12 protein-coding genes and 1 CRISPR repeat array are annotated in these 16,671 nt (G+C 65.3%); of the genes, 8 read left to right on the top strand and 4 right to left on the bottom strand.

Translation table 11 applies throughout. The features are described from left to right. Nucleotides 1-449: 449 nt before the first annotated feature. Nucleotides 450-3,875: direct repeats of the CRISPR family, unit length 36 nt; unit sequence GTGCCCGCGATCTACAAATCCGAGTCGGATTGAAAC. A gap of 499 nt (nucleotides 3,876-4,374) precedes the next feature. The 3 genes from U9978_RS14350 to U9978_RS14340 all read left to right on the top strand — a co-directional run bounded on the left by U9978_RS14350 (nucleotide 4,375) and on the right by U9978_RS14340 (nucleotide 6,362). Further along, the gene (locus tag U9978_RS14350; protein ID WP_416210965.1) at nucleotides 4,375-5,376 is read left to right on the top strand and encodes a threonine aldolase family protein; all 1,002 of its coding nucleotides are present in this window, start codon (nucleotides 4,375-4,377) and stop codon (nucleotides 5,374-5,376) included. 175 nt (nucleotides 5,377-5,551) lie between these two features. Continuing rightward, complete coding sequence (locus tag U9978_RS14345; RefSeq protein WP_322755663.1) at nucleotides 5,552-5,743, top strand: hypothetical protein; 192 nt, start codon at nucleotides 5,552-5,554, stop codon at nucleotides 5,741-5,743. A 214-nt stretch (nucleotides 5,744-5,957) separates the two neighbouring features. After that, complete coding sequence (locus tag U9978_RS14340; RefSeq protein WP_322761634.1) at nucleotides 5,958-6,362, top strand: pilus assembly protein TadG-related protein; 405 nt, start codon at nucleotides 5,958-5,960, stop codon at nucleotides 6,360-6,362. 12 nt (nucleotides 6,363-6,374) lie between these two features. Here U9978_RS14340 and U9978_RS14335 read toward each other — a convergent pair whose 3' ends face one another. After that, a complete protein-coding gene (locus U9978_RS14335) occupies nucleotides 6,375-7,310 on the bottom strand; it encodes a hypothetical protein (protein ID WP_322761615.1) in 936 nt (311 codons plus the stop codon). 385 nt (nucleotides 7,311-7,695) lie between these two features. On the opposite strand from U9978_RS14335, the gene prfB reads away from it, so the two are divergent. Next, on the top strand, nucleotides 7,696-8,796 hold the full coding sequence (prfB, locus tag U9978_RS14330) for a peptide chain release factor 2 (RefSeq protein WP_322761614.1): 1,101 nt from the start codon (nucleotides 7,696-7,698) through the stop codon (nucleotides 8,794-8,796). Nucleotides 8,797-8,916: 120 nt separating this feature from the next. Here prfB and U9978_RS14325 read toward each other — a convergent pair whose 3' ends face one another. The 3 genes from U9978_RS14325 to U9978_RS14315 are packed head-to-tail and all read right to left on the bottom strand — an operon-like array spanning nucleotide 8,917 to nucleotide 11,863. Then, nucleotides 8,917-9,648: a TylF/MycF/NovP-related O-methyltransferase gene (locus tag U9978_RS14325; protein WP_322761613.1), complete on the bottom strand. Its 732-nt coding sequence runs from the start codon at nucleotides 9,646-9,648 to the stop codon at nucleotides 8,917-8,919. Continuing rightward, complete coding sequence (locus tag U9978_RS14320; RefSeq protein ID WP_322761612.1) at nucleotides 9,645-10,814, bottom strand: D-alanine--D-alanine ligase family protein; 1,170 nt, start codon at nucleotides 10,812-10,814, stop codon at nucleotides 9,645-9,647. Before U9978_RS14320 ends, U9978_RS14325 begins: the two co-directional genes overlap by 4 nt. Next, on the bottom strand, nucleotides 10,811-11,863 hold the full coding sequence (locus U9978_RS14315; RefSeq protein WP_322761611.1) for a threonine ammonia-lyase: 1,053 nt from the start codon (nucleotides 11,861-11,863) through the stop codon (nucleotides 10,811-10,813). Before U9978_RS14315 ends, U9978_RS14320 begins: the two co-directional genes overlap by 4 nt. 329 nt (nucleotides 11,864-12,192) lie before the next feature. Between U9978_RS14315 and U9978_RS14310 the strand changes: the two genes are divergently transcribed. From U9978_RS14310 to ftsX, 4 genes are all read left to right on the top strand, one after another. Further along, nucleotides 12,193-13,671, top strand: a complete 1,479-nt coding sequence (locus U9978_RS14310) for a UDP-N-acetylmuramoyl-tripeptide--D-alanyl-D-alanine ligase (RefSeq protein WP_322761610.1) — start codon at nucleotides 12,193-12,195, stop codon at nucleotides 13,669-13,671. 126 nt (nucleotides 13,672-13,797) lie between these two features. Continuing rightward, the gene (cobA, locus tag U9978_RS14305; RefSeq protein ID WP_322761609.1) at nucleotides 13,798-14,586 is read left to right on the top strand and encodes a uroporphyrinogen-III C-methyltransferase; all 789 of its coding nucleotides are present in this window, start codon (nucleotides 13,798-13,800) and stop codon (nucleotides 14,584-14,586) included. 494 nt (nucleotides 14,587-15,080) lie between these two features. Next, nucleotides 15,081-15,770, top strand: a complete 690-nt coding sequence (gene ftsE / locus U9978_RS14300; RefSeq protein WP_322761608.1) for a cell division ATP-binding protein FtsE — start codon at nucleotides 15,081-15,083, stop codon at nucleotides 15,768-15,770. Nucleotides 15,771-15,785: 15 nt separating this feature from the next. Then, on the top strand, nucleotides 15,786-16,658 hold the full coding sequence (ftsX, locus tag U9978_RS14295) for a permease-like cell division protein FtsX (RefSeq protein ID WP_322761607.1): 873 nt from the start codon (nucleotides 15,786-15,788) through the stop codon (nucleotides 16,656-16,658). The last annotated feature ends 13 nt before the right edge of the window (nucleotides 16,659-16,671 follow it).

Below are 16,671 nucleotides of genomic sequence, written 5' to 3'. Positions count from 1 at the left end.
AGCCTCGTTCCTTGATCCACGCCCCTATTGCCGGGCGCTCTTACTGGCTGGCATGTCCGGAGTTGCCCGCGCACGCGGTGGATGTGGGAGCCGCTTCCGTCTCCTGCGCTTGGCGATGTCCGTCGGCTGGGTTCCGCGGGTCGGTTCCATGCGTTGTCGGAACGGTGGCCCACGGTCTCGTGCTGCGGATGGCAGAGTCTGCGATCATTGTCGGGTACGGGTTGGTCCAAGACCCGGCGGTGGGAACGGGGGATGCACGATGATCGTTTACCACAACCGCCGACACGCCGACGAACGCGGGAGGTTGTGGTGAGAGATCGACATGTGCTGTGACCTGCTGCGATGCGACACCTATAGATCATATAGCCATGATCTTAAGGATCTTCGGATGGAGGTTGTGGTATGATCTTGCATCGTCGCAGGTCAGCGGGTGTACAATTCGGACAGCGGTGCCCGCGATCTACAAATCCGAGTCGGATTGAAACTTGGGGCAAGTGACCTGCTTGGTTGCAGGTGTCTTGTGCCCGCGATCTACAAATCCGAGTCGGATTGAAACTCCCCCGCACGTTCTGCGAGGTGGGCATTGAGGGTGCCCGCGATCTACAAATCCGAGTCGGATTGAAACGTCGAGGACGCTCACGTCCCCTCTTTCGCCGATGTGCCCGCGATCTACAAATCCGAGTCGGATTGAAACTGCTATCGCGAGTACGAAAAGCATTATTTTTCGTGCCCGCGATCTACAAATCCGAGTCGGATTGAAACTTCAATACCGAACTGTTGGAGGTCGCGAGCGGTGCCCGCGATCTACAAATCCGAGTCGGATTGAAACCAGTGTGATGGCATAAGCCGCCATCACACTGTCCGGTGCCCGCGATCTACAAATCCGAGTCGGATTGAAACTCGGGGCGTCTTCTTCCCGGCGTCAGCGGTTTCGTGCCCGCGATCTACAAATCCGAGTCGGATTGAAACGCCGAGGCCCTCATTCCGGCCACCATCGTCACAGTGCCCGCGATCTACAAATCCGAGTCGGATTGAAACCGTAATCGCCGAGGCCCCCGAAACGGACGACCGGTGCCCGCGATCTACAAATCCGAGTCGGATTGAAACCGTTGTAGTGCCCGGGCAATGCCCGGAAGGGTGCCCGCGATCTACAAATCCGAGTCGGATTGAAACGGTTCGCCCACCAGCACGGCGATGCGTGCCTGGTGCCCGCGATCTACAAATCCGAGTCGGATTGAAACACCAGGCACACGAGTTCCTGGTGGTCCAGGATGGTGCCCGCGATCTACAAATCCGAGTCGGATTGAAACATTCTGCCTTGCCATGGGGCGAGACAGACTGCGTGCCCGCGATCTACAAATCCGAGTCGGATTGAAACCTCACGCGACACCCCCTTCCTTTCTCCGTACCAGTGCCCGCGATCTACAAATCCGAGTCGGATTGAAACTATAGCCCCCGGTCAGGGACTTGGCCACAGGTGCCCGCGATCTACAAATCCGAGTCGGATTGAAACATAATCTCGCTCTAGCGGGCGTATACGCCGGATGTGCCCGCGATCTACAAATCCGAGTCGGATTGAAACGTGTTGGAGCGCGAAGCTCAACAACAATCCCATGGTGCCCGCGATCTACAAATCCGAGTCGGATTGAAACTACCCCCCCTCGGCGTTGCCGAGCCGGAGGGTGTGTGCCCGCGATCTACAAATCCGAGTCGGATTGAAACCGTGAGGAGCAAGTCGTCCGTGACCCGGTGGTTGTGCCCGCGATCTACAAATCCGAGTCGGATTGAAACAGGTCTAGCATGTGCAAGAGCCTCATCAGTAGGTGCCCGCGATCTACAAATCCGAGTCGGATTGAAACTAGGCCGGCAGACCCCTATCCTTCTTACGGAGGGTGCCCGCGATCTACAAATCCGAGTCGGATTGAAACCTGTTGCGCCACCGGCCGGCTGGCCGGCGAGTGCCCGCGATCTACAAATCCGAGTCGGATTGAAACGGAGGGGGCAGAAGGGCGGGCGCCCCGCCACCAGTGCCCGCGATCTACAAATCCGAGTCGGATTGAAACTTGCTGGCCATGATGGCCTCCTTCCGAACTTGGACTGTGCCCGCGATCTACAAATCCGAGTCGGATTGAAACGGCGCAAGCGCCGCCCTGGCCCGACGTGCTAGCGTGCCCGCGATCTACAAATCCGAGTCGGATTGAAACGTGGGAACGTGTTGCCCGACCATGATCCCGTGTGCCCGCGATCTACAAATCCGAGTCGGATTGAAACTTCCTGGGGCTTAAGCCATCCGTGCGCCCTGCGGTGCCCGCGATCTACAAATCCGAGTCGGATTGAAACAAGGCGAGGACCAGCAGCACGCGCCGCTTCTTGGGTGCCCGCGATCTACAAATCCGAGTCGGATTGAAACTCGAGGCGCCTGCGCGCCTCGTCCTCATCCGATGGTGCCCGCGATCTACAAATCTGAGTCGGATTGAAACCGCCACCACCCGCCTGGCCGTTCTGGCAGGCACCATGGTGCCCGCGATCTACAAATCCGAGTCGGATTGAAACCGCCTTCTACCGGTACGGCCGGATGGTCGCCCTGTGCCCGCGATCTACAAATCCGAGTCGGATTGAAACCACTCGGGCTCTGCGGCCGAAGCCGCAAGCCGGTGCCCGCGATCTACAAATCCGAGTCGGATTGAAACCTCAAGGAGTCAGTGAGCCACAAGATTTATCACATGTGCCCGCGATCTACAAATCCGAGTCGGATTGAAACAGGGCGCAAGCGCCCTCATGGTCTGGATGTGCTAGTGCCCGCGATCTACAAATCCGAGTCGGATTGAAACCCTTTACTCGAGCCCTCCGTGAACCATGCACGGTGCCCGCGATCTACAAATCCGAGTCGGATTGAAACCAGAACGATCTTCTGGTTGCCAGTCTCGTCGAGGTGCCCGCGATCTACAAATCCGAGTCGGATTGAAACTGGATGTTGCCGGGAAGCAGGGAGAAGTTGATCTTTGTGCCCGCGATCTACAAATCCGAGTCGGATTGAAACAGTCAGCGGCCACCTCCACTTCCGCGGAGCGGGAGTGTGCCCGCGATCTACAAATCCGAGTCGGATTGAAACCTCATGGCCTGAACGCGCGCTGCTACGACGGATGTGCCCGCGATCTACAAATCCGAGTCGGATTGAAACATTGCGATTGCCACCGCAATAGCGATTGCGGTGCCCGCGATCTACAAATCCGAGTCGGATTGAAACTGCGCTGAGCCTCTGAAGAGACACTCAATGTAAGTGGTGCCCGCGATCTACAAATCCGAGTCGGATTGAAACTGTGGCTGCGGACCCGATAGGATCGTGATCGGAGTGTGCCCGCGATCTACAAATCTGAGTCGGATTGAAACAGGCGGTAGGGGGCGGGGCTTAGGGGTGTCGCGGTGCCCGCGATCTACAAATCCGAGTCGGATTGAAACTCCAGACCTCCGCCCGACAGGTTATTTAGTTATGGGGTGCCCGCGATCTACAAATCCGAGTCGGATTGAAACTCAGTGTCGCTCAACGCGAACAAAACAGCGCCAAGTGCCCGCGATCTACGAATCCGAGTCGGATTGAAACCTGTCGCCCGTAAGCGAACCAACGCTACTGAGTTGTGCCCGCGATCTACAAATCCGAGTCGGATTGAAACCCCGAGCATTCTCACCAAACGATTTGCGTTTTGTGCCCGCGATCTACAAATCCGAGTCGGATTGAAACTCTGTGCGCTACGCCTGCAAGGCACTCGATGTGGTGCCCGCGATCTACAAATCCGAGTCGGATTGAAACGCAATAGGCGCTTATAATCTGGCGAGTACCGGTGCCCGCGATCTACAAATCCGAGTCGGATTGAAACGACGCCGTTACGCACGACGGCGCGCAGGTACTGTTGCATCGCGACAACGGGAAAGGTGGCACTGAAGCCGTGCACGAGGGGGAGCTGGAGTTCGGCGACCTCGTAGGGCGGCGGCGGCGGATCGCGGGTCGAGCGTTCCTCCAGGATGAAGGCTCAGGCTTGCGGCCGGAGCCGTATCCGGTCGTTCCTGCTCATGAGGTCGTACTTGTCGCGGAGCGTCAACCGAAGCGCGGCGTCCTCGGGGTCCTGGCTCCACAGAATCTGCCGCATCAGCCGGTCGTCCTTCCCAGCACCCCCACGCCATCACCGTCAAGTCCATGGCAAACGACAGTCGTCGGCCCCCCGCGATGGTTGCCATGACCCGACGCGGGGGAAAATGTATGTTTGAGGCGTTGCGGTCGTGTTCTGGGAACGGTCAGGACCATACGGAGGTGCGCAGGAAGTGGTCGACCGTCCGATCGATCTGCGGAGCGACACGGTCACGCGTCCTACTCCGGGCATGCGGGAGGCGATGGCGCGGGCGGAGGTAGGCGACGACTGCTACGGCGAGGATCCGACGGTCCTGGCGCTGGAGGACCGCGTCGCCGACCTGTTCGGGCACGAAGCCGCCGTTTTCGTACCGAGCGGCACCATGGGGAATCAGATCTGCCTGCGGTTACTGGTACCTCCGGCGGAGGAGCTGCTCTGCGATGCGGACGCACACATCGTGACGTACGAAGGAGGGGGAGCCGCCCAGCACGGCGCGATATCGACCCGGACGATCGTTTCGCCACGGGGCATTCTTCAGCCCGAGGCGGTGGCGCGGCAGCTGCGACCGGAAGGATTCCGGACCGTGGTGACACGAGCCGTGGCCGTCGAGCAGACCGTGAACCGCGGCGGAGGCGCCGTCTACCCACTCGCGGTCCTGGAGTCGCTGCGGGCGCTGACGAGTTCGGTGAACGTTGGTCTGCACTGCGACGGTGCGCGGGTATGGAATGCCATCGTCGCGACCGGCCTGCCGGCCTCGACGTTCGGGCCTCTTTTCGACACCATGTCGATCTGTCTGTCCAAGGGCATGGGCGCGCCGGTCGGATCCCTCGTGCTCTGTTCGACATCCCTCGCGGCCGGGGCGAGGGTCCTGCGCCGACGGCTGGGCGGTGGGATGCGGCAGGCTGGCATACTCGCCGCGGCCGGCCTCTACTCGTTGGACCACCACTTCGAGCGACTGATCGATGATCATCGGCGTGCGTCGCACCTGGCCCGCCGGATCGCGGACGTCGACCCCAGCGTCATCGACGTCGACGAGGTCGAGACGAACATTCTCCACCTCGACCTGTCAGGTACTGACTGGTCCGCGAGCATGTTCACGGCTGCGGCGGCCAGTCGCGGACTGCTTCTCCAGATGACCGGTCCGCGACAGGTCAGGGCCGTCACCCATCTCGACGTCAACGATGACGACATCAATGACGCGACGGCGATTCTTCGCGTACTGCTCGCCGAAGGGCACTCCTCCCCACGGTGATGGGGTCACCCGCAAAATTGATCTATGATTGACTGTCTATCCCCCGCACAATCGAATCCTTGGACGCTCATGGACTCGATGATCCCGATCGTCGGCGGGCAGCTTTGGTCGAGATCGCGGACGCGGTATTGTGGTTGGCACAACAGGTCGACTCCATGTTCGGTGCCGTGCGCGAGTGAGCTACTTCCTGGTCGTGTACGACCGTCGCGCAGGTCGGCTGCTTCAGGAGAAGACCTTCGCGGACCGGCGCGCAGCACTCGCAGCCCGTTTTTCTGCCGAGCGGTCGCGCGACGACGGTTCTGATGTGGAGGTAGTGGTGCTGGCCGCCAAGTCGCACGAGGCTCTTACCAAAATGGATGCCCGCTGACCTGGGCGAACGTCCCGTCGGCCCAGAACGGGAAGTTCGTCGTGGTCGTGGTCGTGGACGTGGACGCCTGCCGGCGCGGCCGGACAGTCACATGAGCCGATCGTGGCAGTGCGCAGCCAGGCCCAGGCGGGCGCCTCGCGCGGGACCGCGCCCACACCCACACCCACACCCACACCCGCGCACGGACACGGACACGGACACGGACGCTGGCACGATCCTGATACTCACCCTTGGTTATGTCATGATCGCGTTGATGCTGGCGCTTGTGGTGACCGATGCCTCCGCGGTGTATCTGGCCAGACGCTCGGTGGCTTCGGCGGCCGACGGTGCCGCGCTCGCCGCCGCGCAGCATGTCAACGACGCCGCCATTTACACGGCGACCCAGGATCTCCAGCAGCTGCCGCTCGCCGAGGTCGTCGCGACCGTCGCCGGATACCAGGCCGACGCCGACCCGTCCGGGCACACGGTTCTGACAGCGCAGCTGCTGAACCCGACGACCGTCCGGGTGACCGGAACCCGAACGGTCGTCCTGCCGGTGGTGGCGCTCCTGGGCATCGGCCCGGTCACCGTCACAGCCAGTGCGGACGCCCAGTCGCTCGTCCGTCCGCCCGGCCCCTGACCAGGTAGAAGATCAGAACCAGGGGGCCGTGACGGCGACAAGATCCTCGAGCTGATGGCCGGTGCGTCTGGCGGCGAGCGCGGAGACGTCGCGGACGAGCCGGGCGACCCACTGCGCCGGCCGGTGCATGGCCAGAGCCACAGCCCGCGACGCATGGTGCTCCGCTTCGTCGGGGTCAGGGCGATTGCGCGCCAGCGCGGTCCGCGCCTGCGCCATGTGCACGGCAATGATCATACCGGTCTGTCCGCTGTCCGTGATCAGTGCGGCGGCCCTTTCAAGGTAGGGCTCGGCCTCGTCCGCCACGCCGACGGTGGTCAGCGCCTCGGCGCTGGCAAGCGCCAGATCCGCCGGAGAATACGTGTCGAGCGCGAAGCCGGGGCGTCCCTGCGCGGCTGGGGCCAGCAACTCCATGATCTTCCAGGCGCGGACCACCGAGTGCCGGACACCTGCGACATCGCCGACGGCCGCGTATGAGCCGGCCGAGACCTTGCCGGCCACCATGGCCCGAGCCGGGCTCGCTCCGGCGATCCGGCCGGCGGCCCCGGCGATCTGCAGTGCCACCGTCGGGCTGTGCTGGCGTACCACCCGGGCGCGTATCGCCAGGGCGCTGCCGGCCAGCGGGCCGTCGCCAGCGGCGCGTGCTACCGTCGCGGCTCGATCGGCCAGCAAGACCGCGTCGCCGTGGCGCCCCTGGTCGTATGCGGCGCCTGCCAGGGTGGTGGTCACGGCAGCGTGCAGGCGCATCCAATCCAGTGCGACCGATCCACGCAATCGTCGGGTGCGCGGCAATGTCCGGGTGGTCTGTTGCAGGGGCGTCAGCGCCGATATGGTGTCCGCCAGCTCGGCCGTCTCGTAGGTGACGAGCGCTTCGCTCAAGGTCTGAACGCAGGTGTCATGCAGCTCGCCGGTATCGACACGTGGGTCGGTCCCGGCGCTGTTGTCGGTCACGGCTCTCCAGCGCTCTAAGAGTGATTGAAGGGCCCGCTGACAGTCAAGATAGCCGGTGGGACGCTCCGGTGCTTCGGTAGCAAGGGTGCGCTGGATGTGCTCTCGGTCTCTTTGTGTGAATTCTGGTCCAGCATGTCGGCATGTTGACCTCGAGCGAATTACGGCCCCGCGACATTGCGTCCCGGTTCCCGGTTCCCGGTTCCCGGTTCCCGGTCGCCGGTCGCCGTAACAGGGTCTCGTTCAGATGTCGGCCCACTGAGCCGTGTTTCCGGATGATTTTCCGCGGACGGTCACGAGGCGACACGCCGGCGTGGGTTCCGGCCTCGCCACGCCAAGATCGGTATCCAGGTGGGGGTGGCGCGTTTCCGACGGTAAGGTGGGTCTCATGGCCGCCGACCTCACAGAGGAGATCAAGACTCTCGACTCGACGCTCGCAGGCATCGAAGCAGTTCTTGATCTTGAAAGTCTCCGACGCCGCGCCGCCGACCTGGAGCAGGAGGCAGCGGATCCGGACCTGTGGAGCGACCAGGCCAGGGCGCAGGGCGTCACCCGCCGGCTCTCGTCGGTGCGTGGGGACATCGCCCGGGTTGAAGCACTGCGGCGACGTCTCGACGACATCATCGCCGCGCTCGACCTTGCCGATGAGGACCTGCTGGCCGAGGCTGCTGTGGGTCTTCCGAAGCTCGCCCGTGACATCTCCGCGCTCGAGGTCCGGACGCTGCTGTCCGGCGAGTACGACGAGCGGGATGCGATCATTCAGCTGTCCGCCGGTGCCGGTGGCGTGGACGCCGCCGACTGGACGGCGATGCTGCTGCGCATGTACCTGCGGTGGGCCGAACGGCACGGCCACGGCGCCGAGGTGTTCGACACCTCCGAGGCGGAGGAGGCGGGTCTGAAGTCCGCCACGTTCCAGATCAAGGCGCCGTACGCCTACGGGACGCTGCGCAGCGAACACGGCGTCCACCGGCTGGTACGGATCAGCCCCTTCGACAACCAGAACCGCCGCCAGACGTCGTTCGCCGGCGTCGAGGTGACGCCGGCCGTCGAGCAGGCCGACCACGTCGAGATCGACGACAAGGAACTGCGGATCGACATCTTCCGCTCGTCGGGTCCGGGCGGGCAGGGCGTCAATACCACCGACTCGGCGGTGCGGATCACCCATCTGCCGACGAACATCGTGGTGACCTGCCAGAACGAACGCAGCCAGCTGCAGAACAAGGCCGCGGCCATGATGGTGCTCCAGGCCAAACTGCTGGAGCGCCGGCGTGGCGAGGAGGCCGCCGAGAAGCAGCGGCTGACCGGCGGCCCGCAGGACGTGTCCTTCGGCTCGCAGATCCGCAACTATGTGCTGCATCCGTACCAGATGGTGAAGGACCTGCGAACCGAGGTGGAGACGTCCGGCACCGGGGCGGTCCTGGACGGCGACATCGACGACTTCATCGATGCGGAGATCCGCTGGCGACGCACCACGGAGCGGCCCGAATAAGAGCGCCCGGCAATAGGCGCGTCGTGCGCCGGACAGTCCTGTCCGCGATTGTTCGAAGCGGCGGCCGAGCGCGCGATTATGCTTGCTTTTCGCGCACCCAGCGGCGTTGAGGGTCTGCGGTCACCAACGGGACGTGAGTCGGCGACGCAGCCGCTTGGGGAACAGCGGCGGCGGCTCCTGGATCTGCTTGTCACCGATCACCTGGAACAGGGCGCGCCGATCAGTCAAGCCGCCGTGTCCGCTGGATTCGCGACCGAACAGGGCGATGAGGGCAGTCTCGGTGCCCGTCCGTTCCGTCCATTCGAGGAAGGCCCTTTCCTCCGCGGCGTCCTCGCCGACAAACTCGTCGAAGAGCAGCAGGCTCCCGGCGTGGAGGAGCGGAGTGATCCACTCGAGTGCGCACACGGTGGCCGAATACAGATCGGCGTCGAAATGGGCCAGGCTCACCTGCCCGACTTCGGTGGCGAGTGCGGGCGTCAGGGAATCCTCGAAGAACCCCTTGACAATGCGGATGCCGTGCAGTCTCGGCACCGGGGTCGCGAAGGTGCCCTTCGCGATGTTCTCGTACCCGGTGGGTAGGCCCTCGAACGAGTCGCAGGCATAGATCCGTTTCCGGCGCTGGGCACGGTCCCACCGGCTGCACCGGAGGAGCTCGTCGCGAATCACTCGGGTCGACGCCCCTTTCCAGACGCCGAACTCGACGATGTTTCCGGGCACCGGCCGGGCAATCTGCACCGCAAGCTCGAGCACCTGCGCCCGCGAGGCGAAGGTCACCTTGGAGCGCCAGGCCGCCCAGTCACCTGGACGGCCCGCGAACCACTCCTGACGGGTTGTCGCCACCTCGATGGTCATGACGCGACCTCCATGATCCTTTTCTGCTCGGTGCGTACGTGCCGCTCGAACGCCAGCTCGATGAGGCGGCTGGCGAGGTCCGGGTAGGGGACGCCGGTCGCGGCCCAGACCTTCGGGTACATGGAATGAGCGGTGAAGCCGGGCATTGTGTTCAGCTCGTTGACGTAGAGCCGGTCCGCGCCCTCGTCGTACAGGAAGTCGACCCTGGCCAGGCCCCAGCCGCCGACGGCACGAAACGCCCGGACGGACAACTCGCGGACCTCGTCGGTCACCCGCGGGCCCAGCAGCGCGGGCACGATCATCGGGTCGCTGTCGCCGAAGTACTTCAGGTCGTAGTCGAACCACTCGCCCGCGACGGTGACCTCACCGGGAACCGACGCCGCCGGGGATTCTCCCCCGAGTACTCCGCACTCGATCTCACGTCCCGTCACACCCTGCTCGACGATAACCGTGTGATCATAATTGAACGCCTTCGCAACGGCGGCGGCCAGTCCGGCATCCGAGATCACCCGCGACACCCCGATGGACGAACCCATGCTGGCCGGCTTCACGAACAACGGCCAGTGCAGGCCGTCGACCAGGCTGTGTGGATCGTGGGACGAACACCAGGTCGTCTCGTCGAACCACCGGTGCGGGGTGACGGGGATGCCCTCCGCGACGAAGGCCCGCTTCATCGCGACCTTGTCCATACCAACAGCCGACCCGGCCACACCGCAGCCGACATAGGGGACCCCGAGCAGCTCGAGGAACCCCTGGATGACGCCGTCCTCGCCGAAGGGGCCGTGTAGGAGCGGGAACACGACGTCGAGGTGGGCCAGGACGTCCCTGGGGTCGTCGGCAGGCGTGACCACCACCTCGGAGCGCGACCGGCCGCGCCGCAACTCCACCGGCTGGCCTACCACCTCGAGGCGGTCATCGATGGCCCGGGCGTGTGGCGGCAGATCCCGTAACCGGTCGACCGCGTCGTCCGGCACGAGCGTGAAGTGACCGTCCCGGGCAATACCGATCACGATGGGCTCATAGCGGTCCCGCGGCAGCGCCCGTACGAGCCCCAAGGCCGACGAGCACGAAACGTCGTGTTCTGCTGACGGACCACCGAACAGAATCCCGACCCGCAGTCGCGTTCGTCCGTCCGCGCTGGTCCCGTCCGCGCTGGTCCCGCTCATGACGTGCCGCTCATGACGTTCCCAGCGATGACGCCACTGCTCACGGCACCGGCGTCATTGTGTTCGGCGATGAGACGGGCGATCAGCGCTGGCTCGACATTCCCCCCGGTCAACATCACACCGACATCGTCGAAGCCGCCCAGCGATGCATCGTCGAGAGCTGCGGCCAGACCGGCGGCACCAGACGGCTCCAGGAGAAGTTTGGTGTGGAACAAAGCCAGGCACAGGGCACGGCCGATGCTCCGATCATCAACCTGGAGCACGCCGGCGATCGACCCACGAACGATGTCGAAGGGGATGCGGCCGACGCACGCGGGCCGCAGACCGTCGGCAAGCGTGTCGGCCGGCGCCACGGCCACCCGCCTGCCGGCCGCGAGGCTGCGTGCGAGCGAGTCGCACCCCTGGGGCTCCACCCCGAAGACCGCAATGCCCTCACCCTGCGCGGCCAGGCATGCTCCGGCTACGCCACCGCCGCCACCCACCGGGACGACGATGGCATCGAGGTGGCCGCCGCACCGGCGGACGTCCTCGATGAGTTCGAGGCTGGCCGTTCCCTGACCCGCTATGACGTCAGGATGATCATAAGCGTCGATGACCGGGTAGCCGGTCGACTCGTGCAGCCGTCCGACGATGTCGAGCCGGTCGTCGAGGGTGGTGCCGGCGAGGACCACATGCGCGCCGCATGCCTCGGCTGCCGCGATCTTGATCGGGGGCGCGTCGACCGGGAGCACGACGATGGCGCTGAGACCGTACTTCCCTGCGGCGAGAGCGACGGCGAGCGCATGGTTGCCGGTGCTCTGCGCGATCACGCCTGACCGGTTCCCCGCCTCCGCCACCCGACCCACCGCCCGCATCGCGCCGCGGGCCTTGTATGAGCCGCTCCGCTGAAGGTTCTCCGCTTTCAGCCACAGCCGGGTTCCGGCGTGGCGGTCGAGGGCCGCCGACCGGATGACCGGCGTGCGGATCATCCGTCCGGTCAGCCAGTCAGCGGCCGATTCGACATCGGCGCGACGCAGCGTCGGGGCTGGGGCTGGGGCTGGGGTCAGCACGCAGCCACCGGCCGGCGCGCGAGGGGCCGGCTGGCCATTGCAGTGCAGAGTAATAAGGTGCGTTCCAGGTATCTGGAACGATTCCCCCCATTGGCCATGTACACTCCGCTGTCGACGTGAAAGCTGGCATAGTTGCGGTACCGGTCGAGACTCTCATACAAGCGGATCGTCCCTCAAACCGAGCAGTCGGCCCCGTCCGGCCCCGCTGTCGACCTGGCCGCCGTCTCCGCTGCTGCGCACTCCAGGGCGCGCGGTTGCCCCGATGTCATGGAAACATCCCGTTCAGTCCTGTATGGGAATCGTCCGAGGTGGGAACCGGAGGCTGTCGGTTGATCGAACTTGCCGATCTCGTGGCTGCGGTACCGGCCGCCGTCTCCCAGCAGGGGCACACCCTGTTCACCCGGGCGGTGATCAACAGCGGTGGCGTTCGCGAAGGCGATCTCTTCTTCGCCTTGCCGGGCGAGACCAGGGACGGCCATGATTACGCGCACGACGCTGTGCGGGCTGGTGCGCGGGGTGTGGTCGTCACCCGCGAGATCCCGGGGATGACGCCGGGCACGACAGTCGTCCGAGTGGCCGATACCGTGGCGGCGCTGCAGCAGGTTGCGGCGGCGACGCGGCGCCGGCTCGCGCCGGTGGTCATCGCGGTGACGGGAAGCGCTGGCAAGACGACGACGAAGGACATGATCGCGCATGTGCTCGCGGCCCGGTTCGAGGTTCTGCGCAGTCAGGCGAGTTTCAACAATCATCTGGGCGTCCCCCTCACTCTGCTGGAGATGAGCTCCGAGCACTCCCACGTCGTCGCGGAGATCGGGACCAATCATCCGGGCGAGATCGACGCGCTCGCGCGGCTCGCCGCCCCTGATGTCGGGGTCATCACGAACGTCGGCTCCGCGCACATCGGCTATTTCGGCAGCGAGGATGCGATAGCTGCGGAGAAAGTCGACCTGCTGCGGCACGTCCGGACGGGTGGGTTGTGGGTCCTCAACGGGGATGACGCTCGACTCGTCGCGGCCGCGGAGCAGATTCCGTCCCGTGCGCAGGCCCGATTGGTTCGGGTCGGGTTCGGCGTGGATAACGATATCCGCGCCCGTGATGTACGCGTCGAGGAAACCGGCACGACCGGGATGATTGTGGCCGGCGGCGCGGAGATTCGCTTTTCGCTGCCCGTCTCTGGGCGGCATTTCGTCTATGACGCGCTTCTCGCGGTCGCCGTCGGCACTGCGCATGGAATCGGCATCGAGGCCGGTGTGCGGGCACTGCGGTCATTCGTCGGGCCGCGCGGTCGGGTCACCCTGGTTCGGGTGTCGCCAAACCTGCTGATAATCGACGACAGCTACAATTCAAGCCCGGACGCGGCGCTTGCGGCACTCGACGTACTCGGCGCGATGCCCGCATCGGAAAAGATCGTCGTGTTGGGGGAGATGCGCGAGCTCGGCACGGCCTCGGCCCGCCTGCACGACCGGGTGGGCACGGAGGTGGCCGCGGTAGCGACCGCTCTTGTAACGGTTGGTGACGGTGACGGATGTCGTCACCTGCGCCGGGCCGCGCAGCGGGCGGGTCTCGCCGCCGGCAGGATCTGGGCGGCGGGATCCACCGGGGAGGCGTTGACCCGTGCCCGGACGGTGACCGGCGCGGTGGATGCCGGCGCGTCGGATACCGGTTGCGCTGTCCTCATCAAGGGTTCCCGGTTCACCCATATGGAGCGCGTGCAGCTGGGCTTCGCCGGACGGTCGGTAGCATGTTCCCTGGAGGTTTGCCGGCTTTACCTCCATTGTTCCGGTTGTCCGAAGCTGGCGGCGAGTTGATCGGTACGGGTTAAGAGCGCCCGGCAACAGCTCCGCGACGCCGCGTCCCCTGTTGCCGGGCGCTCTAATCCACCCTGTTTTCTCCCCGATCGACATCTTCCCGGGTCCAAGCAGCACACTCTTATCGTGGACGGATTCCAGACGGATCCCGCGCGGAACGCGGGCGGGCCTGCGGGGACACCGGGCGGCTGGGTTGCGCTGGTCGGAGGTGGTCCGGGGCCCGCTGATCTGATCACTGTCCGAGGCCTGAAACTGCTGCGCCGGGCGGACGTCGTGGTCGTCGACCGGCTGGCCCCACGGGCGCTGCTCGACGAACTCGGGTCCGGCGTCGAGATCGTGGATGCGGGCAAGGATGTGCACGGCCACAACATCACCCAGGATCAGATCAACCGTCTGATCGTCGACCGGGCCGGGCGGGGCCTCGGGGTGGTGCGGCTCAAGGGAGGTGATCCCTTCGTCTTCGGTCGCGGGGGTGAAGAGGCGCTGGCGTGCCTGGACGCGGGGGTGCCCTGTGAGGTTGTGCCGGGTGTGACAAGCGCGGTGGCGGTGCCGGCATTGGCCGGTATTCCGGTCACTCACCGTGGAATCACCCAGGACGTCACGATTGTCTCGGGTCACGTCGACCCGTCCCATCCGGGCTCGACCGTCGACTGGGACGCTGTGGCGACCGGTGCCGGGACGATCGTCGTCCTGATGGGCGTCGGTGCGCTCGCACAGATCGCCGCGGAGCTGGTCAAGCGAGGCCGCGCGGGATCCACTCCGACCGCCGTGATCCACGGCGGGGGGACCGCTGATCAGCGGGTGGTGACCGGCGCCCTCGCCGACATCGCGACCCTGGCGGCCGATGCGTGCATCACGCCGCCATCCGTGATCGTCATCGGGGACGTGGTCGCGCTGCGCGAGATGCTGGCCTGATACCCGTGACCTGGCCGGTCGAACAAGGCCACCATCCTTCAGCGGCCTCCTAGCCGTGTCGAACGGCCAGCACGGCCAGCACCAGTAGCACCGATACGATGACGATCAGCATCTGGGGCGTGATCGTGATGGATGCCTGGTGCATCGAGTCACGAGCTGACCGGCAGGACGCACACCGTCCTTCGGCGACTGGGCCGGCACAACGGGCGCATATCAGGTCCTCGCAGCACATGCCGTCGACCTCCTTGCGTCCGGTCCTGGAAGCATCATCGCCCGCGCGGGCTGACCCACACAATGTCTGGCGGTTCAGAAAAGTTCCATCACCGTTCAGGCGGCTACACCCTCTGTCTACCCACCGGCCCTGCCGCCACCCCTGGGTGCCAGGAGGGTGCTCCTCGCGGCCGCCGCAGGCGCGGACAACGACGGTCGCTGCACTCTTGGTTAGCATCCACTGGTGACTTAGGGTCTTAATTTGGATGCGAGGAGTAGCAAACGTGATTCGCATGACTTCGGTGACCAAACAGTATCCAGCGGGTGCGCGGCCCGCGTTGGATGCCGTGACCGTCGAGATCACCGCGGGGGAGTTCGTCTTCCTGGTCGGTCCGTCGGGTTCGGGCAAGTCCACTTTTCTGCGGCTGCTCCTGCGGGACGAGCGGCCCACCGCCGGTGTGGTCGAGGTTGCCGGCCGGGACCTGGCCGCCATCCCCGACCGTCGGGTGCCGTTGCTGCGCAGGCAGGTGGCGTGCGTCTTCCAGGACTTCCGGCTCCTGCCCGACCGGACGGTCGCCGGCAATGTGGCCTTTGCCCTGGAGGTCACCGGCCGGCCCCGTCATGTGGTCCGCACTCTCGTCCCGGAGGTGGTCGACCTGGTGGGGCTGGCAGGTAAGGAGCACCGCTATCCCGACGAACTGTCCGGCGGAGAACAACAACGCGTCGCGGTTGCACGGGCCTTTGTCGGGCGTCCGCGGATCCTGCTGGCCGACGAACCGACCGGCAACCTCGATCCGGCCACCGGCTCAGAGATCTTGAAGCTCTTGGATGCGCTCAACCGGATCGGGACGACCGTCGTCATGGCCACGCACAACGCCGCTGCGGTCGACGCCATGCGTCGGCGGGTCATCGAGCTCGAACACGGGGCGCTGGTACGCGACCAGGTGCGAGGCGTCTACGGACTGGCCTTGTAGCGCATGATCACCAATATGCGCGTCGGCCCGGTGCTCGCGATCGGTGTCACCAGCCTGCGGCGTAACCTGTCCATGACCCTCGGAGTGATCGTCACCGTGGCGATCTGCCTTACCCTGCTCGGAGCCGGCCTGCTGCTGCGGGCCCAGGTCCGCACCGTTGACGGATTCGTTCTCGACCGGATCCAGGTCGTCATCGACCTCGATGACGGGGTGTCCAGCGCGGAGCGGAACGAGTTGGTTGCGGATCTGCGCGCCGACCCCTTGGTGCGGGCGGTCGCCTACGAGGACAAGGCGCACGCATTCGCGCGTTTCACCCGTGACTTCCGCAATTCGCCGGATGTCGCCAGCGGCGTGAGCGCGGACGACCTGCCCGCGTCGTTGCGTCTCACGCTCGTCGACCCACGCCGGTCCGGCGAGATCGTCGCGAATTACACCGGACGAGATGGTGTCGACCGGGTACGGGACCAGCGTGCGTTGCTCGCACCGCTCTACCGCTTCCTGCACGCGTTCGCGGTGGGCGCCTTCGTCCTCGCCGCGGTTCAGGCCTTTGCCGCGTTCGTATTGATCTATACGATGATCCGGGTATCCGCGCACGGGCGACGCCGGGAAACCGCGGTCATGCGGCTGGTGGGGGCCACCGACGCGACGATCCGCGCGCCCTTCGTCGTGGAGAGTGCAGTCACGGGCATGCTCGGCGGGATGTTCGCGGCGATGGCGCTGATCGCCAGCAAGATCTACCTTGTTGATCACAGGTTTGCCCGACAGACCACGTTCCCGCTCCTGGACTGGGGCGCGGTGTGGGCCGTTGCCGTCGGTGTTCTGCTGATCGGCTCCGCGGCGACGGCGGCGCTGGCTGCGGTCGCGCTGCGCCGGCACCTGCGAGTCTGACCCACGGCTGGCT

The sequence above is a fragment of the Protofrankia sp. Cr2 genome (assembly GCF_963555885.1).
In the GTDB taxonomy this organism is placed as follows: domain Bacteria; phylum Actinomycetota; class Actinomycetes; order Frankiales; family Frankiaceae; genus Protofrankia.
This window is presented reverse-complemented; position numbering and strand designations above follow the sequence as displayed.

Coding starts and splice junctions, on each gene's coding strand:
- U9978_RS14320 (WP_322761612.1), bottom strand. CDS start 10,814: ATGAGCGGGACCAGCGCGGACGGGACCAGCGCGGACGGACGAACGCGA.
- U9978_RS14325 (WP_322761613.1), bottom strand. CDS start 9,648: ATGACCATCGAGGTGGCGACAACCCGTCAGGAGTGGTTCGCGGGCCGT.
- ftsX (WP_322761607.1), top strand. CDS start 15,786: ATGCGCGTCGGCCCGGTGCTCGCGATCGGTGTCACCAGCCTGCGGCGT.
- prfB (WP_322761614.1), top strand. CDS start 7,696: ATGGCCGCCGACCTCACAGAGGAGATCAAGACTCTCGACTCGACGCTC.
- U9978_RS14350 (WP_416210965.1), top strand. CDS start 4,375: ATGCGGGAGGCGATGGCGCGGGCGGAGGTAGGCGACGACTGCTACGGC.